We start from the raw sequence: 24,282 nt of genomic DNA, 5'->3' as shown, positions 1-24,282 counted from the left end.
CGCACCGGTAGATTAGGCTGGTAGGCGATGATGACACGTAGAGACGCCGCCATTGCGTTGGATATCCCCCTAGAAATGGCCAAGAAGCACGGCATCCCTTCGAAGATGAGCGAAGCCGAGTTCCGCGAGCTGAATTCAAATCCGCCGGCATGGCTGGCCCAGTCCCGCGCCAACCGGACCGGCAAGCGCCCGGTCTGGGTGCATCTGGTCTGCGAAGTATGCGGCACCGAGGACTACGAACGACCAAAGAAATGGTGGCCGACCTTTGACTTCGTGCACTGCTCTCATCACTCCCCCGCCCAGCTGCCGAAATTGGAAGCCGGCCGGACACGGGTCGAGTACCCGGATATCTCCGCGCGCATGTACGGCATCGTCGACGAGGACTAGCCACCGCCTGCAGGGCCCGTGACCCTTGGCTGCTAATCCAACGTCGAGAAAACCCTGCGGTGCCTGCCGTCCCGAGGGACGGCAGGCACCGCAGGGTTCTTTTCGCTTCTCTCCTGGCTCCATCCGGTCAGCGCGTGCGATCAGGCCTGACGGCTTTCCATGTACTTGAGGATTTCCACCTGGACGTCCAGCAGGTCCTGGTTCGTGAAGTCCAGAACCACGGCGTCTCCGGCCATGGCCCCCATGCCGGAGGCTCCGATGCTCAGCTTCCCCTTGACCAGCAGCGGGCCGCTCAGGCTTGGCGGGCCGCCAAGGTCCAGGGATTCCTTCTTGTTGAGCAGGAAAGCCCCGACCTCCTCGGTCTGAGGGGTGCTGAACGCCATCCCCATCGAGGCGAAGGACTCATATTCGAGTGCTTCCTCTTCCCACTGGAATGTCAGCCCCACGGTCGCATGCTTCGTCAGATCTGGCGACTGCTTCGCGGCAGCTTCCGTGACCCATATGCAGCTCACGTCCGCTTCCCCGAGGGATCCCATATCAGTTGTCATCGCTTCGTCGGCAAACACCAAGCCCTTAAACAAGTCGCCGCTGAGTTCTGCAACTTCTGCACAACTGGGAAACGACACGTCGCCGCCGGCGGCGTCTGCGGGAGGACCTGCCGAAGGTGTCGTTTCGGTACCAGCCGCTGCTTCGGCCGGCGGTGGCGCCGGATCGGCGTTGCTGCAAGCGCTCAGGGATACCCCCAGCAGCAGGGCGGCCCAGACGGACAGCAATTTTCGTGCGCGCATAAAACCTTCCAATAGATAGTCGGTGCATCATGTGGCATCTGCCTGCATCGCCTGGGAGATCAGGCACTCACCTGAGGCGATACGGGCAACAAGCTATCATCAAGCGTTTGACGCTGCGAGTATGTGCGGAAGATTTCCTCCACGGGGCATAACATTTCATTTTTCCCCGCCGCCCGCGGTGGCTCCGGAGAATCGCCGCCCGAAATGTGCAACGGGCCCCTCGGCCTTCCGGATCATCCGCGGAAGGCCCAGGGGCCCAAGTGCTCCGGGGCCCGGAACGGCGGCTACTTCCAGCCGATGTCCTTGACGACCTTCGTAATGTTGGCCATCACATGCTCGTTGTATTCAACGCCCAGCTGGTTCGGCAGGGCGAAAAGCAGGTAGTCGGCTTCGGACATCGCCGCGTCGCGGGTGAACAGCTCGGCCAGCTCGTCCAGGGATCCCGCATAGGTCGGACCCGAGCGTGCCCGCATGCCTTCGATCTGCCCGACGGAGTCTCCGCGCTCGCGGCGTCCGAAGTACAAGTCGTCGGTATCGGTGATCACCGGGAAGGCGCTGCGCGTTACCGCGGTCTGCCCTCCGGTGGTGTGCCCGCTGGCGTTGTAGGAATCCAGATAGCGGCGGATCTGCTCGCGCTGGGCGATGTGGAAGGGACGCCCGTCGTCCTCCAGCAGCAGGGTCGAGGACAGCAGGTTCATGCCTTCTCGACCGGCCCACTCAGCGGTCTCGAATCCCGCCGCGCCCCACCAGATGCGGTTTTCCAACCCCGGGGAAACCGGGGTGATCGGCAGCAGCTGGCCGCCGTGCTGCTCGGGATGCACCGGGCGGGCAATCGGCGTGCCGGCAATGGCTTCGCGGAAGGTGGCTGCGCGTTCGCGGGTCACGCTGGACCAGCTCTCGCCCTCGCCCAGCGTGTAGCCGAACAGCTCCTGACCGTTGGCTGCGGGCTCGGGTGAACCACGGCTGATGCCAAGCTGCATGCGGCCGCGGGCGATGGCGTCGGTCACCGCGGCTTCCTCCGCCATGTACAGCGGGTTCTCGTAGCGCATGCCTGGGTTGTAGCACTTGTTGTCAGCGTCGGCGCGCTCTACAGCACAACGTTGACGGCAATCCTGGCTGGTTTTCGATGAAGGCGGCTCTTCCTGCGCTGAGCGTCGGTGCGATGATCGCGCAACCCGGCGGTGCTCCACCCTCATAGAGGCGCATCGAGTACTTCGCGCAGCTGATCGACGGTGGGCGAACCAGCCAGCCCGGCAGGAGTGCGGAACACTCGACAGGCGAGCCCCACCGGCGTGTGCTCGTCGGCGAAGGGGTCGGAGCCGTCAATGAGGACGGTCGGGGACCCGTGGAACCCGAGGCGGGCGGCGTCCTCGGCAGTCTCGACTCGCTGATGCACGACGCGGACGTCCGATCGGCCGTCGAGGGCCTCGGTGAGCCGCCGGTCGAGCACCTCCCAGTTCGGGCACCCGTCGAAGTACTGCAACGTGATCTCCACGATCCACTCCTCTCAGGCTCTGTCCGCGCGGACCGCGGCCGGTGACGCCGTCTCAGGCGACGCAGCCGCCGCTTGGCTCTTGCGGGCACGCGCGGCGCGCAGCCCGTTGGCGATGACGACGACCTCGGCGACTTCGTGGACGAGGACGACTGCGGCCAGGCCGAGCACGCCGGTGATGGCCAGCGGCAGCAGCACGGTGATGATCGCCAGGGACAGCACGATGTTCTGGTTCATGATCGCCCGGCCTCGGCGGGCGTGCCGCAGAGCCTGCGGGATCAGGCCGAGGTCGTGACCGGTGAAGGCGACGTCGGCGGACTCGATCGCGGCGTCGGATCCGGTCGCGCCCATCGCGATGCCCACGGTCGCACCGGCCAGGGCGGGGGCGTCGTTGATGCCGTCGCCGATCATCGCCGTCGGCGAGGCCTTAGAGAGCTGGGCGACGATGCGGGCCTTGTCCTCGGGCCGCAGCTCGGCGTGCACGTCGCCGATCCCAGCGAGCTGCGCGAGCGCGTGCGCGGTGCGGGCGTTGTCGCCGGTGAGCATGCTCACCTCGACGCCCTGGGCCCGCAGCGTGCGCACGACCTCGGGGACCTCGGGGCGCAGCTCGTCGCGGACGCCGATCGCCCCGGCCAGTTCGCCGTCGACGGCCACGAGCACGCAAGTCTGGCCCTCGGCCTCCAGGTCCTCGACCCGGGCCTTGAGCGGCCCCGCGTCGATCCAGCGGGGGCTGCCCACCGTCACCCGGCGGCCGTCCACCATGCCGCCAATGCCGCGCCCGGCCTCCTCCGTCACGTCCTGGGCGGCGGGCGCTCCTTGGCCCGCGGCGGCGATGGCGGCGGCGAGCGGGTGCGTCGAGTGCTGCTCCACGGCCGCTGCCCAGGCGAGCACCTGGGCGTCGTCGAACCCGTCGGCGGCGACGACGGCGGTGACCTCGGGCCGGTTGCGGGTCAGGGTGCCGGTCTTGTCGACGGCGAGGTGGCGGATGCCGCCGAGGCGCTCGAAGGCGGCACCGCTCTTGATGACGACGCCGAACTTCGTCGCCGCGCCGATCGCGGAGACCACGGTGACGGGCACCGCGATCGCCAGCGCGCACGGGCTGGCGGCGACGAGGACGACCAGGGCGCGGGTGATCCAGGTCTCGGGGTCGCCGAGCAGCGAGCCGAGCACGCCGATAAGGACGGCGAGGACCATCACGCCGGGCACCAGCGGGCGGGCGATCCGGTCGGCGATGCGGGCCCGGTCGCCCTTCTCGGCCTGGGCTTGCTCGACCAGCTCCACAATGGTGGTCAGCGAGTTGTCGGTGCCCGCCGCGGTCGCCTCGACCTCCAGGACTCCGGCGGTGTTGATCGCGCCCGCCGACACTGCATCATCGGGCGCGACCTCGACCGGGATCGACTCGCCGGTGATCGCCGACGTGTCCAGACTGGAGCGGCCAACGCGGACCAGGCCGTCGGTCGCGACCCGCTCGCCCGGGCGGACCAGCAGCACGTCGCCGACGGCGATCTCCTTCGCCGGGATCTCGACCGAGGCACCGTCGCGCAGCACGGTGGCGGTCTCCGGCACGAGCTTGAGTAGCGCGCGCAGGCCGCCGCGGGCGCGGTCCATCGCCTTGTCTTCCAGGGCCTCGGCGATCGAGTACAGGAACGCCAGCGCGGCGGCCTCTTCGACGTAGCCGAGGATGACCGCGCCGACGGCGCTGATCGTCATCAGCAGCGCGATCCCCAGCTTCCGCTTGACGAACAGGTTCCGCAGCGCGCCGGGCGCGAACGTGTACGCGCCCAGCAGCAGGCCCGCCCAGAACGCGACCAGCGCCGCGACGTGCAGCCCCAACCACTCCAGCAACAGGCCGATGCCGAACGCGACGCCGGAGAGGATCGGCACCACCAGGCCCGGGTCGCGCCACCACGGGCGCTCGGCCTCCTCCTCCACCTCCTCGGCGGCGCTGGCGGCCGGCTCGTCGCAGCCGCAGGCCGCGCTCACGAAGCGTCCTCCGAGCCTGTCGCGGCGCAGCAACCGGGCACCGAGCAGTGCGGGTCGATGCACGGCGCGCTCTCGTCCACCGCCAGCGTCACGTCCACCAGCGCCGTCAGCGCCGCGGCCAGGTGTGGGTCGGCGATCTCGTAGCGGGTCTGGCGGCCCTCGGGCTCGGCGACCACGATCCCGCAGTCGCGCAGGCAGGTTAGGTGGTTCGACACGTTCGACCGCGTCAGCCCCAACTCGCGCGAGAGCACGGCGGGGTGGCTCGGGCCGTCGAGCAGGGACATCAGTATCTTGGAGCGCGTCGGGTCCGCCATGGCCCGGCCCAGCCGGTTCATGACGTCGAGGCGCGAAGCAATAGTCAGCATGCACTGAACTATACAGTGTGTGCTGACCTATCGTCCAGTTGCAGGGCTGCCGCACGCGCTCCGCGCGCTTGCCCTCGGGAATCACGGTCACCTCTTGCGCCAGCTCGGCCACGTCGGCATCCCGCGACCCTTCCACGTCTCCACGAGACCGGCGGCCCACCGGACGGACGCGAAGAGCCCGTAGCCGGACCCGGCAAGGCCAGCGCCGACCGCGAGCCACCGCCCGATGCCGAGCCACACGCTCCCGTCCACGTCCAGCGCCCACTGAGCGCCGGTGATGAGCCCGGCGATACCCATCCAAAGCCCGGCGACGACCACGACCACCGGCAGGAGGGCGAGGCACATCGCCGCGGCCGCCGACCAGAGCTGACGCGCTTCCAGCTTCGCCGTCGCCGCGATGATCCGCTCGGCCCGTTCGTTCGACGCATCGAGGTTCGCGGTCATCGTGGTCGAAGCCTCCCCGGCGACCTGCTCGACGGCCTTCTCGACCCGTTCCTCGGTGCGCTTCTCGATCCGCTGCACCGCGCCGCCGACCTGGCTCAAGAGCTTCTGGTTCGCCGCGGCCTGCGCCTTGAGCCCCTCAATCGCCGAGGCCGTAGCCGCGCGATTCTTCTGCGCCTCCGCGACCAAGCTCCGCGACGCGGCGTTCAAGCTCTCGCCGTTGAGACTCTGCGCGAACTCGCCGAGCGTGCTCGCGATCTCGTTCTGCCTGCTCTCGATACTCGCGATCCTCGCGGACACGTCGCTGGAGGGCGAGGAGGTCGACGCCGGGGCCGTGATCCGCTCCAGCCGCCTCGTCGTCTCCTCGTCCATGACCTTCACGAACCCCGCGAGCTTCTTCTGCTGCTCGGCCAGCGTGGCGATCCTCGTATTCTGCGCCTCGACGGCGGCGAGGATCGAGGTCAACAGCTCCATCGTCTCCGGACTGCCGAGCGGCGGCGGCGACTGCACGGGCCCGTTCTGCTGCTTCAGCCTGTCGAGTGCTGCGCTCATGTTCCTGCTCCTTCTGCTGCTGGTGGTAGTCGAAGAACGCCTGCGCGCCCTCCGGGGTGAAGTCCGCCGAGAGTGCGCTCGCGCGCTTGCGGCGCTCGGCGCGCCCGGACTCGCCGCGGCGGTCCTCGATGTAGAGCGTCCAGGTCTCCTGCCCGGCGCGCTTGCCCTTCTTGCTGACGGGGCTGTGCAGCCGCATCCGCGGCACCCTCTCCCCGTCATCGCCGAGCTGCTGGTTCTGCTCGTCGATCACCGCTTCGAGACCGGCCTTGTCCACCGCGCGGGGATCGGTCAGGGCAGCGCTCATCCGGTCGCCCATCTCGCGGTCGAGCGATCCCTCGGCGAAGTCCTCGCGGCGCAGCTCCCAGTCCTTCGGCGCGTGCTCCAGACGCTTCACGACCGAGAGGCCGTGATCGCGCATCAGCTCGTCGTTCGCCGACTGCACGCCTTTCTGATTCCCGGCCTTGCGGTCGTGGAACGTGCGGTAGTCCGAGAGCGCCTTTCCCGTGCGGTTGTTGTGATTGAGGACCAAAATATGGTTGTGCGGCTTCTTTCCCCGCCCATCCACATGACTGACGATGAGGCAGTCGGAATCCGGGTGCATCTTCTTCGCGAGCTGGTAGCCCAGATCGTTCACCCGCTGCACGTGTTCGGGGTTCTTCGGGTCGAACTCCTCGTCGCTGAACGACTGGCGGTAGTGCAGCGCCTCGACCTCGCGCGTCGTGTTCTGCGTGAGCGCCCGAGCGCGCGCCGAGAACGCGCCGGGGCCTCCCGGCACGTCGCACGTGATCGCGACGCCCCGCTCGTCCTCCTTGCCACGGATGTAGCGCTCGGTGTCGGCGGCGCTGGCGCTCGGACTGTAATGCGTCGTGCTCATGAGGCCGCCCGATCCCCGAGCAGCGCGCGGACCTCGCGCAGCAGCTCGATCAGCTCGGGCACCTCCGCCGACAGCGCCACCGGCTCACCCGCGCGAGCACGGCGGTCCAGGTCGTTGACGTTGATCGCGAGCGGGCGCACCTGGGCGGCCAGCTCCCGAGCATCAGCAGACGCCTGCACGCGCTCCTCGACCCCGAGCAGGTGCGCGGCCACGGCGGCGTCCAGCTCCTCGCTCCGAGAGGCATGGAGCGCATCGCGCACGACGGTCCGCACCCACGTGCTCGGAGCCAGCCCGAGCCGCTTCGCACGAGTGCGAAGCGCCATGAGCGTCTCCTCTCCGAAGTCGGTATCGAGCTTCGCGCGGCCCCCACGACGCTTCGCGCCGCCGTGACTCTGCCGCACAGCCTCCGCATCAGTCCGACCGGTGTTCACCTGGGAGTCGGTCTGCTGCTCCACCTGTACGCCAGAGTGGCAAGCAGTAGCCGTGTCGGACATTTCGCTGGCGCTCATGTCCTCCCCGGCTGCTTGCGAGGGGCCTCCGGCCCCCTCGACCCCCTGGAAGAGCGCATCGCGTTCGGTGCTCATGCGGCACCTCCGATCAGCGCCAGCGGCACGTCAGGGCTCCGCACCGCGAGCCCGCCCAGCAGCTCAGCAACCGCGCCCTCCGCGTCATGTTCCGCCGAGGTCTCCGGACCGTAGGTCAGTTCCCGCGACCCGACGTTCTGGTGATACGCGTTGCCGTACATGCCGGGCGTGTGTGCGGCGGTCGGGATGCTGCACTGGTGCCACTCGTAGGGCTCGATCTTCCCGATGTGCTGCACGAGGTAACGATTGATGTCGTCGGCACGATAGACCTTCACGACCGAGGCCAAGCGGCGGATGAACTGGTCCAGCGCCTCGTCCACGTTGCCCTTCTGGCGGGCGTAGTAGAAGAACTCGACAGGCTCGATCGTCGCCGTGATGACGATGAGCCGCGGGGCCACCTCGCCCTTGTTCTTGTACCGAGCCTTCGCAGGCGAGGCGTTGTACGGATCAAGCAGCAGCAGCCAGTCGTTCGCATCCATCGCCGAGGCCCGCAGATCGTCCAGCAGCAGCACCTCCTCGCCTCGCCAGTCATCAAGCGGGTTCCCCGTCGCAGCCCGGTAGACCTGCCACCGTTCGCCGTGCGCGTTCGCCGCGTTGATCGCCTCGGTGATGAAGTCCGTGGCGAACCGGGTCTTACCGATCCCGGCATCCCCATGGACGAACACCACGTGCGTCGAGAACTCACCGGCGCGGAGCTTCGCCGCTGCCCGGTATGCGCGACGCTGGCCGTAGGCCGACAGCGCGTCGTCGATCTCCCGCTGATGCCGCGAGTAGATGTCGAACAGCTCGTCCGTGAGCATGATCTGATCCCGCGTGATCTCATCCTGGAGCACGCGCTCCCGCATGTCCTCGAAGTTCTCGGCGACGACCTTCTTCTTCACGTGGGCGCGGCCCTTCAGCCACGTCTCCCGGCGCTGGGCGTCGATCCCGAGATACTCAGGCCCGCGCACCGTGGCAACCTCCGAAGGCGCGTACTGGTGCTTGTCCGCGTACTTCACGTGCGTCAGATACGACAGCATGTTGTCGAAGGCGTACCGCCCGCGGCCAGGCTTCTCGACGTACTGAGGCTCGACACCGATGCCGAACGCGAGCCGATCCAGCGGCGCACTCTTCGCACGGCTGGCGAACTTGATCACGGCGTGCAGGTGCTCGGGCTTCAATTCGACCACCAGGGCCTTCTCCGTGTCGCTCCAGACCTCGCGCTCGTCCTTGTCGTGCACGATGCCGTAGGCCTCGACGACCTCGCAGCCGGTGGCCTCGAGCCGCTGCACCACGTAGGCGAGGATCGCCTCGGCACCCTGCTGGAGCAGCGCGGCCCCGTTCGGGTCCTCGGCAGCCCAGGCCCAGTACGACGGATCGAGGTATTGCGTGAGCCCGATGCTCGTCGGGTTGTTCTCCTGCTTAGCCACGGCGACCACCCCCGCCGCGGGCGGCGCGGAGGGTCTCAGAGGGAGTGCGGCGCCTAAATGACCCCCTATTGACCCCCAAATGAGACCCAAAATGATCCCACGAGGCCACGCGACGGAGCGAGGGCGGAACCGGCTGCTGACCAGGCACGTTGTTGCATGGCGCGGCAATCGACAAGCCCTTGCCGCGCCCGTAGGAACGAATGAGGGTCTCGTAACTCTTGGAGTGCGAAGCACGGCTACGGGCAGTCATCACGACGACGGGCAGCCCGCCTTCGGCGGGTGCCAGGCCAGGCCCTCCGGGCGGGGTCAGGTCGGTGGGAGCGGTGCTGAGGTTGCGTGCGTCGGCGTACATCAGCGACCACCGCCCCGGCCGTAGCGCTTGATGACAGCCTGATGCGTGACGCCGAGCGCGTCGCCGATCCTGGCCCAGGTCACCCCGTCGGCGCGGGCGTCGGCGACGGCGATCTCGACCGCCTCCTCCAGTACGGAGCGGAGCACGCCGAGGTCGTAGAGCTGGGCCTCGGCGTCGGCGAGGGACGGGTCGCCCTGACGCCAGCGGAAGCCGGTCAGGTGATCGAAGGCGGCGGAGTTCGCGCTCATCAGCGACCACCACCCATCACAGAGGCAACGGCGGCGCGCTGGCGCGGGGTCAGCGGAGTGAGTGCCAGGCGCTCACCGGCTCGGCGGCCAGCGGCACGGGCGGCGGCGATGACGGGATCGTGGCCGTCTGCCTGCGGCGAAGGAGTGGAGCCCTGATCGAGGCGAGGGTGGTCGAGCGCGGATGCGCGGGGGACGTCGATAACGACAGACATCGGAAGTCCTCAGACATGAGTATCTTCCGGTTCCCCGCCACGGTAATTGGGCTGTTTGACCGGCTACTCATCCGGGAGCAGAACCCCGCGCTTCTAAGTCGCGGCCCCGGTGGGATCTTCTTGTCTGCAACCATTCTCCCATGACTCGACTCACCAGTGCAATGACGAGTCGAGTCATGAGTCAGTCGCTTCTCGGCTCGATCCGCACGAGATCGGGGTCGAACTTCACGTGACCCGGCATTATGGGCTCGATGGTCACCGTCACCAGCTCGTCCACGAGCATCCGGCGACGGTCCATGTCCAACGCCTTCCACTTCGACTCGACGACCTCACGACGCTCCGCGGTGCCGACCGCCTCCTCCCCGCCCGCCAGCAGCTTCGCCGCCACCGACACCGAGCGGTCCAGCAGCTCCGTGTCGATCTCATCGATGCGGGCCTTCACCTCGTTGATCGCCGCGGTGATCTCCAGGACCGGCTGATGGATGTCGCGCAGCAGCGGGCTCAGCTCTTTCACACGCTCGACCAGGGCGTTCCGCTCGGTCAGCAGTTCCTCGCGATCCGGCCCGTCGTCCTCCTGCGGCATCACGAGGTCGTGCACGTCCACGGACGACAGGCGCGTGAGCACCGCCTCGGTGACCATCGCATCGACGGGCTCGCGCTGGCGGGTGAGGTGGAACTGCTCGCCACAGCGGTACGTCGGCTGCTTGCGGCTATTTGTCCCCGAGACGAGCGTCGCGCCGCACTTCCCACAGAGGCCGATCGTGGACAGGAGGTACTTCGGCTGATTGCCCTGCCTCGCCGACCTCCGCACGTTGTCCTCCAGCTTCGCCACCGCGGCCCGCCACGTCTGCTCGCCGACGATGGGCGGGAACGCCTCGCCCTGCACCGGGTACAGCTCGCCGGTCTTGTAGTGGCGGATGAAGCCAGCGTAGAGCGAGTTCGCCAGCAGGTACCGCACGGCATCGACGGAGAACTCGGACCCGCGCGCGGTGAGATGACCGGCGTTGTTCAGGTCCTCTCGGATGCGCCGGATCGACAGCGATGGCTCGCCGAGGAACGCGTCGAAGGCCCGCCGGACGGCGGCGGCCTCCTCCTCGATCACTTCGCCCTCCCTCGTCCAGCCGAACGCCTTCCATGTGGACGCGGGGATGCCCTCGGCACGTCGGCGCTCGTTCGACCTGATCTGCCGCTCCGCCTTCCGCCGTGCCTCGAACCGGGCGAGTGCTGCGAGCATCGTCGCCCGAAACTCTCCATCTGCTGTCGAGAGATCGATCTCGCCGTCCACTGTGACGACGCGCAGGCCGAGGTCGATCAGCGTGTTGAGGTCCTTCGTGCTCCGCAGCAGTCGGTCCATGTCCACGGCGACGACCATCGAGAACCGACCTGCTCGGGCGTCGTCCAGCATCTCGGCCCAGCGGGTACCAGCTCGACGCTTCTTCGTCGCCGACACCGCGTTGTCCTCGTAGACCTCGACCACGGTCCAGTCCTTGGCCTCGGCCAGTGCCCTGATCTTCCTCAGTTGCGTATCGACCGTCCAGCGGTCGCCCTTGCGGTCCATGGAGGCGCGGACGTAGGCCGCCACCTCGTTCGTCTTCCTCAGCGCTACCAGTTCGACCATGCAACCAAGCTTACGTGGACGAGTGTTGTAACCACGATATGCGCTAACGCATGTCGATCACTCCGGTGCCAACCTCAAGTGTGGTCGTCGAGGCGGCCATGGCCGCCAGTAGCGGAAACGGGGCGGACAGCGAACGGTCGAAGTGGTGCACGCGCAGCCAGGCTCCGTCGAAGCCGCTGCGCTCAGCGGCCTGCGCCAGATCCACCATCTGCCGCACCGCGGCGGCACCCGTGGGAACCGCGGAGTTTGCAGTGCCCGACCAGTGGCCGAAGGTCAGGAAACCAATTTTCTTTGGCATGTCATCTCCGTTTGAACAAAGTCGGTGGTCTTTTCACCTACCAGCCACAATAGTAATTGACGCGTCAATATTCCTGTTATGAGTACACTCACAACATGCCCCTGTCCGCAGGTCGATCCCCCTGAGAGGCCCTTGAATTCGCCCGTCGCAGTGCCAATAATTGCGAGCAACTAGCCGAACCGAGGAAAAGCGGCGCAATGAATGCACTTGTCCATGAGACCATCACGCTGAGCAGGCGCATCCCCTTTCCCTGCGTCGAGGTCTGGAATGCGTATGCCGACCCCGCGCGCCGCTGCGTGTGGGGCGTACCTGCCGGGGAAGGCATCGAGTACGCCGCCGAGGACTTCCGCGAAGGCGGACGCGAGAGCTACCGCTGCGGCCCGCTGGGTTCCCTGGATTTCCTCGTCGAGGCGCAGTACCTCCGCGTGGTCGAGCAGCGGGTGATCGTCTATGCGGAAACCGTGTGGACCAACGAGACACCGCTGTCCTCCGCACTGGTCTCCTGGACCTTGGAGCCGTTGGGCGGCGCGACGCAGGTGGCTGTCACCAGCCAGGTGACCTCTTTCATCGGAGCGGCGATGATCGAGGGCAGCCGTTCCGGCCACCGCATCGTGCTGGCGCAGCTCGGCAGGTTCCTTGCCGGCGCTGCCGCTGACGCTCCGGACCCGGGCGGCATGGAAGGACCCGGGGCTACGGCGATCGCTAGTTAGGATCAGAAACCCTGATCATGCCGTGCGCCCCTTTCTCCCCGTCCGACATGTAGTGCGTGACGAACGGGTAGTTCCCGGCCTCGGGCAGCACCAGTTCCACGAATCCTCCCTGCGCCGGTGCCAACGCCAGGGATTGGGAACCCCCGCCAGTTCGATCGCGGGCGTCCAGCTGGTAGGCGCCTTCGAAGTACACGGTGTCGAACTGGCCGCCGATCACGTGGAAGCTGCTGGGCCTGTTGGGGCCCGCGGCGAGTACCCAGATGCGGATGCGTTCACCGGTGGCAACCTGCAGCGGGTCGAAGGAGTATTGATTTGCGTAGCCGTTGAACACCACCAGATCGGGGTTCCCTCCTGCAATCTTGTCCACGTCCACCGGTTGCCCTTCCGCGCCGAGGTAGTACTCGGACTGCACCATCACATACGACTTGTCCACCGCGGGCAGGTCCTCGGGTTCGATGATGACCGCTCCGTACATGCCGTTGGCGATGTGCGCGCTCATGGGTGCGGTGGCGCAGTGGTACATCCAGATCCCTGACTTGGTGGCAGTGAACGTGTAGGTCAGTTCCTCGCCAGGGACGATGGTTCGCATCGGTTTGTCCGGGGCCAGGGACCCGGCGTGGAAGTCGATGGAGTGGCCCATGGTGCCGTCGTTGTAGAGCGTGATTTCGAATTTGTCGCCGATCCGTCCGTGCAGGACCGGACCCGGGGCGGTGCCGTTGAAGGTCCACAGGTTCTGCGTGAACCCCGGCGACACCTCGGCCTGCAGCTCGCTGACCGTGAAGCGTTTCTTGTGCAGCGCCGGCTTGCCGGTGTCCGCAGGCAGTGGATCCATTACCGGGTTGCGTGCGGTGAATCCGTCCGCGGGCTGGGCCAGCAGGTCGGGTCCCGCGGCCGCGGGCGGCTGGCCAGCATCCTGCAGGTGTCCGTGGGACGTCTCGGGTGCCGTGTCGCCGGGTGCGGCGGCGGCGGCGGCGGCGCCGGTCACCACGATCCGCATCACCATGCCCATCTGCTTGTGCCCGACGATGGAGCACCAGCCCTCCATGTCTGCGGTGATGACCCCGGCGTCCACGGTGGCGCTCTGGCCCGGCGCCAGGCGCCCGGAGTCGCTCCCGTTGGCCAGCACCAGGTCGTGGACCTGCGCGGCATCAGTGTTGGCCAATTCGATGACCAGCCGTGTTCCTGCTTCCACCTCGATGGTGGAAGGTGTGAACCGCATGTCCTTGGCGGTCATCTGCACGGTCTTGACCGGTGCGTTGGCAGGGTCGACCGGCTGCTGCGCGGTGGAAGCGGCCGGCGGGCGGATCCCGGCGGCCGCGGGATCCAGCGCTACGCCGACGGCGATCACCAGCACAACCGACATCAGACCTGCGGCCGCCTGGCCCAGGCGTTGGCCGGGCGGGCGGGCGCCTTCGGGTTCCACCGGGCCGCGCTCGCGGGCCCTCGGCTGGCCTGCGGATTCCGCGGCTTCTTTCTTGGCCAAGCGATGGGCCTTCAAGGCGGTGAAGAGCAAGGGGATGAAGCTGCCCATGGCGCCGAGGTAAAGCACCGAGCACAGCACACGCACCAGCGAGGAGACCGGCAGGGCGCAGGCCAGCAAGGCCGCGTTGGCCATGCTCACCCGCCAGGCGGCTCCACGGTCGAAGGCCGTGGCCGCCGCGCGGACCGGGCGCGGCCCGCCGCCAAGCGCCACGGGCACCAGATAGGACAGCGCGCCCAGCAGGATCTGCGCGGCGAAGCCTGCGGCCAGGTACGGCACGATGGTGTCGAAGTGCCGGCCCATCTGCGTCCAGTCGCCGCTGGCAGCTAGGGCGTAGAGCGTCCACACCAGGGTGCCCGTCCACCAGCAGACCGCGGACAGGACCGACAAGGTGGCGAAGCTGCGCGGCGGCTTGGCCCTGGCGGCATGGATGAACGGCGAGGCAGTCATTCCCAGCCCTGCCAGATAGCCGAGCACACCCAGGGCTGCCACCAGCAGCAGTCCCGCGGCCGCCCCGCCCGCGGCCACCAGCACCGAGGCTGCGAGTACCGGCAGCGCCCGGCGCAGGCGCACCGCGGCATGGGTGGCGATGCGGGTGCGCAGCATCGTGGGCCACAGCGTGATCAGGGTTCCGGCGACGGTCAGCCCGACCCAGCCCAGCAGGTTCACCAGCGCATGGGCCAAGGTCAGCCGCTCATGCAGCGGAGAAGCGAGCCCGGCGGAAATCCAGGTTCCCAGCCCGGCGCCGATCGGCAGGAAGCAGGCGGCGGCGATGTAGTAGCGCACGCTCGCGGCATAGGGCGAGGGCAGCGCGCCGCGCAGGCTGCGGTACAGCCAGGCTCCGTGCCATGCCGCGGCCGCGGCGACCAGCAGCGCACCGGCCAGCGTCAACGGCCACAGTTCGGCAAGCACCCCGGCAACCACCACGGCGGCGCCGCCGTTCATCAGCCCCAGGCGCAGCGACTGCCGGCGGCGTTCCTGGACGGTCACCACGCGTTTAAGCAGCGCGGTGGCGAAGTACTGCGACCAGACCAGAATGGCGTGGGACAGCGCGCCGAGCAGCAGCAGGTGGATCAGCAGCCAGCGGGGCGCCGGCAGCTGGCGGTGGACCAGCGCGACGACAACCACCAGGATCAGCCACAGCGCCGTGGGCAGGTCGCGCAGCGGCCAGAAACCCCGGCCGGGGACCTTCGCCGCGGCGGGCCCGGTGCTCAACGGCAGGTTCATTTAACGGATTCCTTCCCGGAGGCGGGTGCGGACGCGAGCGCCAGCAACGCGCTGGCGAGGGCCACGAACACGAAAAGCAGCAGCGCGACGACGTTGAGAACACCACCGACCTGCCATGCCAGCTGCCCACCCAACCCGTTGCCGAGCCACAGGCGGATCACCAAGCCGGCATGCATGAGGATCACCGGCAGCCACATGGCCTGGCGGTAGGGAAGGTCGATGGCCAGTACGGCCGGCAGGATCGTGGGCGCATGGGCCATGATCATGGACATCACGAAGCCCAGGAAAACCGCGTGCACCGCAGTATCATAGGCGCCGGAGCCGGCCGGGTACCCCAGCATCCAGACGACGCCGGCAACCAGCAGCCAGAAGTAGCCGGCCAGCAGGCAGGCCGCCATGTAGCGCGGCGCGCCCTTCAACTTGACGGTGCGCCGCGCGACGTCGTTGACCGCCAGCCAGAGCACCAGTGCGCACAGCACCAGACCGAAGAGCACGGTCCCGGCTTGGACGAACAGCGTGGACGCCGCGGCGGACATGAGCAGCGCAACGTTGAGGACCACCGCCAGGGCTTGCGAGCGCGAGGTCAACTGGATGCGGGCCAGCTCAACCCGTTCCCCGGCGATGGTCATCACCAGGAACGCGGCCAGCCACGGCAGCAGCAAGGAGATCTCCACTGCGCCGGTGTACAGCACGGTGGCGCCCAGCCCGGCGCAGGCGCCGAGCATCTGGATCAGCACCGCGTCGGCACGCTGCCTGCGCCACAACGGGTAGTAGGTGGCCAGCAGGGCGGCCATGCCCAGGATCAGCAGCGTTCCGGTCAGCGCCCGGGGCGCGGCGAACAGCTGGCTGCCACCGCCTAGCGCCAGCAGGACGGGCGCCGCGTAGCCCGCGGCCCGCCCCCAGGCCACCGCTCGCTCCAAGGCAATCAGCGCTCCGACAAACCCGAAGACCATGGCCAGCGAATGCGCCGGCCCCCACGCGGCAATCTGCACCGGGGCGGGTACATCCAGCAGGATCAGCGCCGCATCCAGCCCGGCCAGCAGGCACAGGCCGGCCGGGAGCATCAGGGCCAGGCGCCACCGTCCCCGGCGTTTGGGCCTGGACGGCGCAGCATAGGAGGCCGGGCTCATCGTTGCCCCTCGCGCTGTGGCGACAGTTCAAGGCGGCAGCCGTGCTCCAGCGCGAAAGGCAGGATCCGGCTTCCTGCAGGATCCCGTCCGCGGGACTGCAGGATCCCCCGCACGATCCCCAGATGCACGTTGCAGATGACCTGCGGGTTCTCCCGGGCCGCGCTGAGCAGCGGGCAGGAGAGCAGCGACACGCTGTGGTCGGCTTCGAGACGGGGCGCAAAACCGAGCGCAGCCAGCGAGTCGAGAACCGCGCCACGGGCATCGCCTTCCCGGGCGGCTTCTGGCAGCATTGCGCCCCAGCGCTGGCCGGCCTCGATGCCGGCCCGGGCCGGGTTGTCGCTGAACAGCGCCACCTGGTCGGCCAGTACGTTGGCCAGCGCGGCGAACGGCGAGGGGGTTGGCGCCGCGGCCCGCCAGATCCATGCTGGCCGCCCGCGGCCGGCGGCGGGCGCGGACTCCCGCTGCACGTACCCGTCGGCGAGCAGCGCGTCCAGATGGCTCCGGACGGTGTTCTCATGCAGGCCCATAAACTCGGCCACCTGAGGCAGGCTCAGGCCCTCGTTCCGCATTTCGACCAGCGACAGTATCCGCTCGCGGGTCGACGAGTGAACGCGCCCGCCTCCGCTGCGCCGGGGCGCTCCGCCCTCCGGTCCTTTGCCCATGATTCCGCGCCTCCTTGGAGCCAGCTCTTTCCTGCCCCGTTATTTTCCACTAAGTTAAGTGTAATAAAATAAATCGAACCGCACCACGCGGACCGGCATGCGCCCCACGAGGCGACGCCGGAGCCGGGCAAGGGAGCAGATCATGGCAGAACGCATCGAGATTTCCGGCAGCAGGGAAGAAGCCCAGAAGCAGCACGCGCCGGGCGGCTGCGCCTGCGGCGGGCATGACGAGGACCTCCCCCAGCTCGATGTCCAGGCGATCCCCCATGCGGTCCGCCACGCGGCCATCTTCGGCGCGCTGGATTCGCTGCGGCCCGGTGCAGGCCTGGTGCTGTCGGCCACGCATGATCCGCTGCCGCTGCTGGCCCAGCTGCGGCAGCGCGATGAGACGGCCTTCGAGGTCAGCTACCTCGAAGAAGGACCGCAGCGGTGGAAGCTCAAGTTCGTGCGCAGCTAGCCGGTCGAAACAGCGATGGCCCCGGCCTGCGCGAAACCTCAACGGGTTTCGCGCAGGCCGGGGCCATCGCTCGTGAAGCGCAATCCTTGGGGCGCGTTATCCGACCTTCGCGGGATCCCAGGCGCTGGAGCGGGCGGAGTCGATGGTCGCCTGGCCCAGCACTCGGCTGCCCTGGTAGACGACCATGGTCTGGCCCGGGGCGACGCCGCGCATTCCCTCGGGCAGGTTGACTACCAGTTCGTCGCGGCCTTCGGCCGAGCGTTCCATGTGGGCCACCGCGGCGACCGGGTCGCCGTGGGCGCGCACCTGCACCATGCAGTCGAATTCGGCGCCGGTGGACACTTCCCCGATGGGCAGTCCGGCCCAGGAAATGCGGATGCCGCGCAGCTGGTCCACGGCCAGCAGGGCCTCCGGGCCGACGATGACCTTGTTTTCCTTCGGGCGGATCTCCAGCACGAAGCGCGGCTTGCCGTCCGCAGCCGGGCGGCCCAGGCGCAGCCCCTTGCGCTGCCCGACGGTAAAGGCCTGGGCTCCGGCGTGCTCGCCGAGCTCGTTGCCCTCGTGGTCGACGATCGCGCCGGGCTTCATCTCGATGCGTTCGGCCAGCCAGCCGCGGGTGTCGCCGTCGGGAATGAAGCAGATGTCATAGCTGTCCGGCTTGTTCGCCACGGTCAGGCCGCGGGCGGCCGCCTCGGCGCGCACCTCGGCCTTGGACGGGGTCTCGGCCAGCGGGAACATGCAGTGCTCCAGCTGCTCGTGGGTCAGCACACCCAGCACATAGGACTGGTCCTTGGCCCAGTCGGCGGCGCGGTGCAGTTCCGGATTGCCCTGCTCGTCGCGCAGCACCTTGGCGTAGTGGCCGGTGCAGACCGCGTCGAAGCCCAGGGCCAGCGCCTTTTCCAGCAGGGCGGCGAACTTGATCTTCTCATTGCAGCGCATGCACGGGTTCGGGGTGCGGCCTGCCTCGTACTCCGAAACGAAGTCGTCCACCACGTCCTCGGCGAACCGGTCGGAGAAATCCCACACGTAGAACGGGATGCCCAGCTTGTCGCAGGCGCGCCAGGCGTCGTTGGAGTCCTCCACCGTGCAGCAGCCACGCGAGCCGGTGCGCAGGGTTCCGGGCATGCGCGAGAGGGCCAGGTGCACGCCGACCACATCGTGGCCGGCCTCGACCGCACGGGCCGCGGCGACCGCCGAGTCCACGCCGCCGGACATTGCTGCTAGTACCTTCATCGCGTAAAACCCGTTCCTGCCGTGTGGATGCTGCTTTCATCGGCTGCCATTCCAGCCTTCCTTGCCCGCTCATAGGCCTGCGGCAAGGCTTCCAATAATGCGTCAACGTCTGCCCGGGTGGATCTATGCCCCAGTGTGAAACGTTGCACACTGCGCGCCGACCGGGCATCCCGGCCCATGGCCAGCAGCACATGGGAGGGTTGCGGGACCCCGGCGGTGCACGCCGATCCGGTGGAGGAGGCGATCCCCAGCATGTCCAGCACGAACAGCAGCGAATCCCCCTCGCATTCGGGGAAGGTGAAGTGCAGGTTCCCCGGCAGCCGGGTGCCCCGGTTCTCCGCGTCGCGCGGGCCGTTGAGCACCGCCTCGGGGACCAGCTGCGAAATCTGCTGCACCGCGTATTCGCGCAACCCGCTCAGCCGCGCGGCTTCCTCGGCGAGGTGATCCGCGACTTCCGTGGCGGCCGCGGCGAAGCCTGCCGCCGCCGCGGCGTTCAGCGTTCCCGAACGCATTTTGCGTTCATGTCCTCCGCCGTGCTGCACCGGCATCAGGGCCACGTCGCGGCGCACCAGCAGTCCGCCGATGCCCACGGGGCCGCCGATCTTGTGGGCGCTGATGGACATCGCCGCCAGCTTCGAGTCCGCGAAGTTCGTCGGCACGGCGCCGAAGGCCTGCACCGCGTCGCTGTGCGCAGGAATCCCGTAACCGGCCAGCAGCGCCGCGAATTCCGGAACCGGCTGCACGGTGCCGACCTCGTTGTTGGCCCACATGATGGTGCCCAGGGCGATGTGTTCGTGGTGTTCTTCCAGCAGGGCGCGCACGGCCTGCAGGTCCAGCACGCCGTCGGCGTCCACCGGCATCCAGCACAGTTCGGCCTGCTCGTGCTCGGCCAGCCAGGTGACGGTATCCAGCACCGCGTGGTGCTCTATCCCGGAAACCAGGATCATCCGCGCCGCCGGGTTGGCGTTCACGCGGTTCCAGAACAGGCCCTTGAGCGCCAGGTTGTCCGATTCGGTGCCGCCGGAGGTGAAGATCAGCTCGCTGGAATGCGCGCCGGCGGCGGCCGCGATCGCGATGCGGGCGTCGTCGACCACGCGGTTGGCGCGGCGGCCCGCCGTGTGCAGCGACGAGGGGTTGCCGGTGGCGGCGAACTGCGCGGTGATGGCGGCCAGCGCCGCCGGGGTCATGTCCGTGGTTGCCGCGTGGTCCAAGTATACGGCGGAAGTATTCATATCCCTTCCATGGTACGAGCTTCGCGCTCCTAGTTTGAATGCCCGATCCGTGTGAATTGCCCGACCTCGATGGCTTCGAGGCCCGGATCCTTCAAGATCGCCTCGATCAGCGCGGACGGCCCGCCGACCAACGTGCAGTCGTCATAGGGTTCGGTGGACAGCATCCAGCAGCGGTCCTCCGGGAAGACCAGCGAGGGGCGCTGGCGCTGCTCCCCCGCCGCGGTTTTCGCCCACAGCGGATCGCTCAAGAACGCCGCATCGGCGCGGAACAGGTGGTAGTTGCGGTAGCCGCCGCCCAGCTCCAGCGGGCCTCCGGCCAGGTCTTCGTCCGCGAAGGCGGGCTTCTGCGCCTCGGCGAGCGCGGCGGCATGGGCCGCGGCATTCTGCTCGTCGTTCAGCGCAGGATCCGGCTCCAGCTCGATCTGGATGCGCTCGCCGCCTTCAATGAAGGCATAGCCCGCCCAGAGGCCCAGCACGAACTCCTGCTTGCCGCTGGCCTGGATCAGTTGCAGGGCCAGGTCCTTCCACTGGTTGGCCGGCAGCTCGTCCAGCGGCAGGTCGGTATCCACCCAGGCGTCCTCGGCCACCGGGTTGCCCTGGGCATCCAGTCCGGCAACCGTTTCAAACGAATCGGCGGCGGTCAGCACGTGGCCGCGGCTGGCGGCCACGGTGGACCAGCCCACCTGGCGGTCGTCCTCATCCAGCGCCGGATGGAGGATGCGGGCGTAGCGTTCATAGCCGACCGGCACCTGGGCGGTGACCGTCAGCGGGTCTGCATCGGCGCAGGCGTCGATGATCCATTGGCCGTATTCAGCGGAGACATGGGAAAACTGCATGTCCTAAGACTACCGAGCCATTCCCCTGCCACCGAGGGTTTCGGCTGCCGCAGTGATATGAATGATGAAGTAGGTCCACACCGTCAGCCAGCCGTCTCAAGGGAGCCGCCACCGATGTACATGCCAGATCTGTTGGTCCCGATTCATCAGTTCGCCCGCAAGAGCATCGATTTCTCGCGTCGCATCGCGGTCATGGCGGTGATTAACCGCACGCCGGATTCCTTCTACGACGCCGGGTCGACGTTCGGATTGGATGAGGCCGTTTCGGCGGCGCTGCGTGCGGTGGACGCCGGGGCGGACTGGGTGGATATCGGCGGGGTGCCGTTCTCCCCGGGCCCGGAGCTGCCCTGGCGCGAGGAAGCAGAGCGCGTGGTGCCGGTGATCCGCGAGGTGCGCCGGCGCAGCGACGTGGTGATTTCGGCGGACACCTTCCATCCGCTGGTGGCGCAGGCGGCCATCGACGCCGGGGCGGATGTCATCAACGACACCACCGGCCTGGCCTATCCCGAGCTGGCGAAGGTCGTGGCCGCCAACGACGTGCATCTGGTGCTGACCCATTCGCTGGCCAAACCGCGCACCATCTACCCCCGCCCGCACTACGACGACGTGCTCGCCGAGGTGCGCCGCTACCTGCACGAGAAGGTGCAGCTGGCCAAGGGCTTCGGCATCAAGGATTCGAAGCTCATCATCGATCCCGGGCACGACCTGAACAAGAACACCCGGCATACCCTCGACTTGACCGCCGGGTTCCAGGCCATTGCCGAACTAGGCTATCCGGCGCTGGCGGCGGTGTCCAACAAGGACTTCATCGGGGAGACGCTGGACCTGCCGAAGTCCGAACGCATGCTGGGCTCCATGGTCGCGGCCACCATGTGCGCCATGGGCGGGGCGCGGATCCTGCGGATGCACAACATCCCGGAATCCATGCAAACCGTGCGCCTGATCGAAGCCGCCCAGGGCTGGCGCCAGCCGGTGAGGCAGATCCACAATATGGGGGACGTCAATCCCCCGGCGCATCCCGAATGCGAAGCCAGCGCCTAGAGCATCCAAGGAGATCCATGCGAGCCCTTCTGCCCCAGCCGATTGAGCAGGTCGACGACGACTACCTGCTCTCCCGCTACGCCGGCGCCGCCCTGCCGTTCGTCCGGTTCAACTTCGTGTCCAGCGCCGACGGCAGCGCCCAGCTCGGCGGGCTGTCCGGGGCGCTCGGCTCAAACGGGGACCACAGGATCTTCAGCCTGCTGCGCCGGCTGGCCCATGTGGTGCTGGTTGGTTCAGGCACGGTCCGCGCCGAGGGTTATGCCGGCCCGCTGGTCTCCGACGCGGACCAGGCCTGGCGCACCGCCCACGGGCTGGACGCCCACCCCGTCTTCGCCATCGTCTCCCACAACCTGTCCATCGCCCCGGACGCCGAGGTACTGACGGCCTCGCCCGGGCCGGTGCTGCTGTACACCTGCGCACAGGTCGCCGAGCCGCTGCGCGAGAGCTATCCGGAGCATGTCCAGCTGGTCCAGGTCGCAAACAACGGCGAGGGCCCCGACCCGGTGCAGATCGTCGCCGACCTCGATGCGCGGGGCCTGCAGTTCATCCACGCCGAGGGAGGACCGCACATCTTCGGGCAGTTCATCTCCGCCGGGCAGGTCGACTCCCTGTGCGTGAGCTACTCCCCCGTCCTCGCGGCGGGAGCCGGGTCGCGTATCGCCCGCTCGGTCCGCGAGCAGCAGCGCAGCCTCAGGCTGCATACCCTGTTGGAGGAAAATTCGATGCTCTTCGCCGAGTACCGCGTCGACCGCTAGCGCATCAGCGGCAGGGCTCCGGGGACGACCCGCACGGTCAACGCCCCTCGACCCAGCCGTTCCCCGTCGGCATAGCAGTCCCCTGCGGCCCCCACCCTGAATTCCTTCGCCCTGGCCGAAACCCGGAAGGGATGCTCCCGCCCGGCCAGGATCCGCGGCACATGCCTGAGCACCGGGGCGATCCGGCCGCCGCGCACCAGCGACAGGTCCGCCAGCCCGTTGTCGAACTCGGCCGAGGCGAACAGCGTGATGCCGCCGCCCAGCGAACGGATATTGGCGATGCTGGCGGCCAGCGCCGGTCCGCGGTAGTCCAGCCCCTTGGCGGCGACCCGGGTGTCGAAGGCCCTGAGCCTCGGCAGACACAGCGGCAGCGCCACGATGTAGCGCAAAGATCCCAGGCCGCGCGGCAGCCGGTTGGCCCGGGCGTTGACCGTGGCCTCGAATCCCCAGGAGATCGCCCCGACCACGAGCCGGGTGCGGTGCGGTGTTTCGTCGAACTCGACCTCCAGCAGATCGACCGGGTGCGCGGCAGTCCCCCCGCCAAGGAACGAGGCAACCCGGTCCATGGACTGCGCGGGATTCGCGTCGCGGAGCATACGCCAGGTGTCGTTGCCGCTGCCCGCCGGGATGATCCCGAGCGGAATCCCGGTCCCGGCCAGCACCTGCACCACGTGGTGGATCAGCCCGTCCCCGCCGACCACCACCACCGCGTCCGCTTCCGCAAGCTGTGCGGCGATCCGCGCCGAAGGCAGCGACGAGACGTCGAGCAGGTTCGCCTGGATGCCCGCGCCAGCCAGCCGTTGGGCCAGCTGCGTTGCGCGGCGGCTTCCCCGGCCCCTGCCCGAGGCGGGGTGGAAGACGATCTCGATGCGCTGGAAACGGTGCTGGACGGACATGCCTATAGACAATACCCAGCTAACGTACAGATTCGGAAAGCATTGGCCACAGGTCTTTCGCTACGATAGTAAGGGTCGGCGATAGTGCGCCGCATCGAAAGGAACTTGCCTGACTATGAGCTCGCCGAGCCCCCACGAAATCCTTGGCGTATCCCGCACGGCAAGCATGGAAGAAATCAAGGTCGCCTACCGCAGGGCCGCGCGCGCCACGCATCCGGATCTGGGCGGAAGCGAAGATGCCTTCAAGGAAGTCCAACGCGCGTTCCAGCAGCTCAGCGACCAGCAGTCCGATGATTCCTTCGAACGCAGCTTCCAGTCCCCGGGCCAGGCGCCGCGGGCAGGCTTCAGCGCCCGCCAGTACGATGAACGGCTGCGCACCACGCCGCAGCAGCCCAAGGCCCAGCTGCCCACCGAGTACGTTCCGCCGCTGAACGATGCCCAGTTCACCGCCCTGGACTCCAAGCGGTCCGCGCAGCGGGTGCACGGGGAACCGCGCAAACGCGGCATGTTCAGCTCCCGGTCGCGCCTGCAGCGCGAGGCCACGACCATCAACCTGCTCAGCAAGAACGTGCTCAACGTGCTGCCGGCGGCACGCCTGGTCAACGGGCTGCGCTCCCCCAACGGGGGCCACTACGACCACGTGCTGACCGCCGGATACCGGATGGCGGTTGTCAACACGATGACGCTGCCCGAGGGCTATTATGCCTTCGACGGCTCGGTGCTCCGCCACGGCAACAAGATGACGCAGCCCCCGGAAATTCAGATCTCCGGCATGCAGCGGGCCTTCATGCAGATGAATGTCGCCGCCTACACGCTGGTCCTGGCCTCCAACGGGAACCACCACGAACCGGTGATCGATTACCATCGCAACGCCCAGCCCTCGCTGGCGAGCTCCGCGAACGTGCTCAATGCAGCGGGTCTGGTGCGCGAGCTCAAGCTGTTCCTCGGCTCCGGACCCTCGCCGAATATCGTGGACCGCGAAGTCCTCGCCCGGCTGATCGGCGGCATGTACTAGGCCGA

24 protein-coding genes and 1 pseudogene are annotated in these 24,282 nt (G+C 68.1%); 6 read left to right on the top strand and 19 right to left on the bottom strand.

Features of this window, described 5'->3' with window-relative positions; all coding sequences use genetic code 11:
* Positions 1-27 precede the first annotated feature (27 nt).
* Positions 28-387: a hypothetical protein gene (locus IEY43_RS00600; RefSeq protein WP_047119516.1), complete on the top strand. Its 360-nt coding sequence runs from the start codon at positions 28-30 to the stop codon at positions 385-387.
* Between the two features lie 140 nt (positions 388-527).
* Here IEY43_RS00600 and IEY43_RS00595 read toward each other — a convergent pair whose 3' ends face one another.
* The 12 genes and pseudogenes from IEY43_RS00595 to IEY43_RS00540 form a co-directional block, all read right to left on the bottom strand.
* Entirely contained in the window at positions 528-1,175 is a 648-nt protein-coding gene (locus tag IEY43_RS00595) for a hypothetical protein (RefSeq protein WP_188946644.1), read from the bottom strand.
* Between the two features lie 284 nt (positions 1,176-1,459).
* Complete coding sequence (locus tag IEY43_RS00590) at positions 1,460-2,224, bottom strand: LLM class flavin-dependent oxidoreductase (protein WP_188946643.1); 765 nt, start codon at positions 2,222-2,224, stop codon at positions 1,460-1,462.
* A gap of 143 nt (positions 2,225-2,367) precedes the next feature.
* The gene (locus tag IEY43_RS00585; RefSeq protein WP_007321360.1) at positions 2,368-2,670 is read right to left on the bottom strand and encodes a hypothetical protein; all 303 of its coding nucleotides are present in this window, start codon (positions 2,668-2,670) and stop codon (positions 2,368-2,370) included.
* A 12-nt stretch (positions 2,671-2,682) separates the two neighbouring features.
* Positions 2,683-4,650 carry a heavy metal translocating P-type ATPase gene (locus IEY43_RS00580; RefSeq protein ID WP_188946642.1) on the bottom strand — a complete coding sequence of 656 codons (1,968 nt, stop codon included), beginning with the start codon at positions 4,648-4,650 and terminating at the stop codon, positions 2,683-2,685.
* A complete protein-coding gene (gene cmtR, locus IEY43_RS00575; RefSeq protein WP_007321358.1) occupies positions 4,647-5,015 on the bottom strand; it encodes a Cd(II)/Pb(II)-sensing metalloregulatory transcriptional regulator CmtR in 369 nt (122 codons plus the stop codon). Before cmtR ends, IEY43_RS00580 begins: the two co-directional genes overlap by 4 nt.
* Positions 5,016-5,102: 87 nt before the next feature.
* The gene (locus IEY43_RS18470; RefSeq protein ID WP_040521891.1) at positions 5,103-6,008 is read right to left on the bottom strand and encodes a hypothetical protein; all 906 of its coding nucleotides are present in this window, start codon (positions 6,006-6,008) and stop codon (positions 5,103-5,105) included.
* 412 nt (positions 6,009-6,420) lie between these two features.
* Positions 6,421-6,882: pseudogene (locus IEY43_RS18465) on the bottom strand (relaxase/mobilization nuclease domain-containing protein); the annotation flags it as partial.
* The gene (locus IEY43_RS00560) at positions 6,879-7,466 is read right to left on the bottom strand and encodes a hypothetical protein (RefSeq protein WP_068256103.1); all 588 of its coding nucleotides are present in this window, start codon (positions 7,464-7,466) and stop codon (positions 6,879-6,881) included. The gene IEY43_RS00560 and the pseudogene IEY43_RS18465, both read right to left, overlap by 4 nt.
* Positions 7,463-8,884 (bottom strand): Rep family protein, encoded by a 1,422-nt coding sequence (locus IEY43_RS00555; RefSeq protein WP_188946641.1) that lies wholly within the window; start codon positions 8,882-8,884, stop codon positions 7,463-7,465. The genes IEY43_RS00560 and IEY43_RS00555 overlap by 4 nt, the downstream gene beginning before the upstream one ends.
* Before the next feature lie 342 nt (positions 8,885-9,226).
* Complete coding sequence (locus IEY43_RS00550) at positions 9,227-9,475, bottom strand: hypothetical protein (protein ID WP_007321353.1); 249 nt, start codon at positions 9,473-9,475, stop codon at positions 9,227-9,229.
* A gap of 393 nt (positions 9,476-9,868) precedes the next feature.
* A complete protein-coding gene (locus IEY43_RS00545) occupies positions 9,869-11,305 on the bottom strand; it encodes a recombinase family protein (RefSeq protein WP_188946640.1) in 1,437 nt (478 codons plus the stop codon).
* A 43-nt stretch (positions 11,306-11,348) separates the two neighbouring features.
* Positions 11,349-11,603 carry an LLM class flavin-dependent oxidoreductase gene (locus IEY43_RS00540; protein ID WP_229777206.1) on the bottom strand — a complete coding sequence of 85 codons (255 nt, stop codon included), beginning with the start codon at positions 11,601-11,603 and terminating at the stop codon, positions 11,349-11,351.
* Between the two features lie 197 nt (positions 11,604-11,800).
* Here IEY43_RS00540 and IEY43_RS00535 point away from each other — a divergent pair, with 197 nt between their 5' ends.
* On the top strand, positions 11,801-12,313 hold the full coding sequence (locus IEY43_RS00535) for an SRPBCC domain-containing protein (protein WP_188946639.1): 513 nt from the start codon (positions 11,801-11,803) through the stop codon (positions 12,311-12,313).
* Here the strand turns inward: IEY43_RS00535 and IEY43_RS00530 are convergent.
* From IEY43_RS00530 to IEY43_RS00520, 3 genes are read right to left on the bottom strand one after another with little or no spacing between them, the layout of a single operon-like run.
* Positions 12,306-15,020: a multicopper oxidase domain-containing protein gene (locus IEY43_RS00530; protein ID WP_188946638.1), complete on the bottom strand. Its 2,715-nt coding sequence runs from the start codon at positions 15,018-15,020 to the stop codon at positions 12,306-12,308. The two genes, IEY43_RS00535 and IEY43_RS00530, sit on opposite strands and share 8 nt — an antisense overlap.
* A complete protein-coding gene (locus tag IEY43_RS00525; protein WP_188946637.1) occupies positions 15,017-16,150 on the bottom strand; it encodes a DUF8744 domain-containing protein in 1,134 nt (377 codons plus the stop codon). Before IEY43_RS00525 ends, IEY43_RS00530 begins: the two co-directional genes overlap by 4 nt.
* Positions 16,147-16,812 (bottom strand): helix-turn-helix transcriptional regulator, encoded by a 666-nt coding sequence (locus IEY43_RS00520; protein WP_188946636.1) that lies wholly within the window; start codon positions 16,810-16,812, stop codon positions 16,147-16,149. The genes IEY43_RS00525 and IEY43_RS00520 overlap by 4 nt, the downstream gene beginning before the upstream one ends.
* 142 nt (positions 16,813-16,954) lie before the next feature.
* Here IEY43_RS00520 and IEY43_RS00515 point away from each other — a divergent pair, with 142 nt between their 5' ends.
* A complete protein-coding gene (locus IEY43_RS00515; protein WP_188946635.1) occupies positions 16,955-17,269 on the top strand; it encodes a DUF2249 domain-containing protein in 315 nt (104 codons plus the stop codon).
* Positions 17,270-17,365: 96 nt separating this feature from the next.
* Here the strand turns inward: IEY43_RS00515 and mnmA are convergent, their stop codons facing one another.
* Genes mnmA through IEY43_RS00500 form a run of 3 tightly spaced genes read right to left on the bottom strand, consistent with a single transcriptional unit; the run spans position 17,366 to position 20,570 of the window.
* Positions 17,366-18,502 (bottom strand): tRNA 2-thiouridine(34) synthase MnmA, encoded by a 1,137-nt coding sequence (gene mnmA / locus IEY43_RS00510; RefSeq protein WP_188946634.1) that lies wholly within the window; start codon positions 18,500-18,502, stop codon positions 17,366-17,368.
* Entirely contained in the window at positions 18,499-19,734 is a 1,236-nt protein-coding gene (locus IEY43_RS00505; RefSeq protein WP_188946633.1) for a cysteine desulfurase family protein, read from the bottom strand. The genes mnmA and IEY43_RS00505 overlap by 4 nt, the downstream gene beginning before the upstream one ends.
* Positions 19,735-19,763: 29 nt before the next feature.
* Positions 19,764-20,570: a hypothetical protein gene (locus IEY43_RS00500; RefSeq protein WP_188946632.1), complete on the bottom strand. Its 807-nt coding sequence runs from the start codon at positions 20,568-20,570 to the stop codon at positions 19,764-19,766.
* A 114-nt stretch (positions 20,571-20,684) separates the two neighbouring features.
* On the opposite strand from IEY43_RS00500, the gene folP reads away from it, so the two are divergent.
* Both folP and IEY43_RS00490 read left to right on the top strand, forming a co-directional pair.
* Positions 20,685-21,611, top strand: coding sequence for a dihydropteroate synthase (folP, locus tag IEY43_RS00495; protein WP_188946631.1), 927 nt, complete (start codon positions 20,685-20,687; stop codon positions 21,609-21,611).
* 17 nt (positions 21,612-21,628) lie between these two features.
* Positions 21,629-22,366: a dihydrofolate reductase family protein gene (locus IEY43_RS00490; RefSeq protein WP_188946630.1), complete on the top strand. Its 738-nt coding sequence runs from the start codon at positions 21,629-21,631 to the stop codon at positions 22,364-22,366.
* Here IEY43_RS00490 and IEY43_RS00485 read toward each other — a convergent pair.
* The gene (locus IEY43_RS00485; protein ID WP_188946629.1) at positions 22,363-23,262 is read right to left on the bottom strand and encodes a diacylglycerol/lipid kinase family protein; all 900 of its coding nucleotides are present in this window, start codon (positions 23,260-23,262) and stop codon (positions 22,363-22,365) included. The genes IEY43_RS00490 and IEY43_RS00485 overlap by 4 nt on opposite strands.
* 115 nt (positions 23,263-23,377) lie before the next feature.
* Between IEY43_RS00485 and IEY43_RS00480 the strand changes: the two genes are divergently transcribed.
* Entirely contained in the window at positions 23,378-24,277 is a 900-nt protein-coding gene (locus IEY43_RS00480; RefSeq protein ID WP_188946628.1) for a J domain-containing protein, read from the top strand.
* Positions 24,278-24,282 lie beyond the last annotated feature (5 nt).

Origin of the sequence: Glutamicibacter protophormiae, assembly GCF_014647495.1 — a bacterium.
Classification (GTDB): domain Bacteria; phylum Actinomycetota; class Actinomycetes; order Actinomycetales; family Micrococcaceae; genus Glutamicibacter; species Glutamicibacter protophormiae.
The sequence above is the reverse complement of the archived record's forward strand: the minus strand, read 5'-3'. Positions and strand labels throughout refer to the sequence as shown.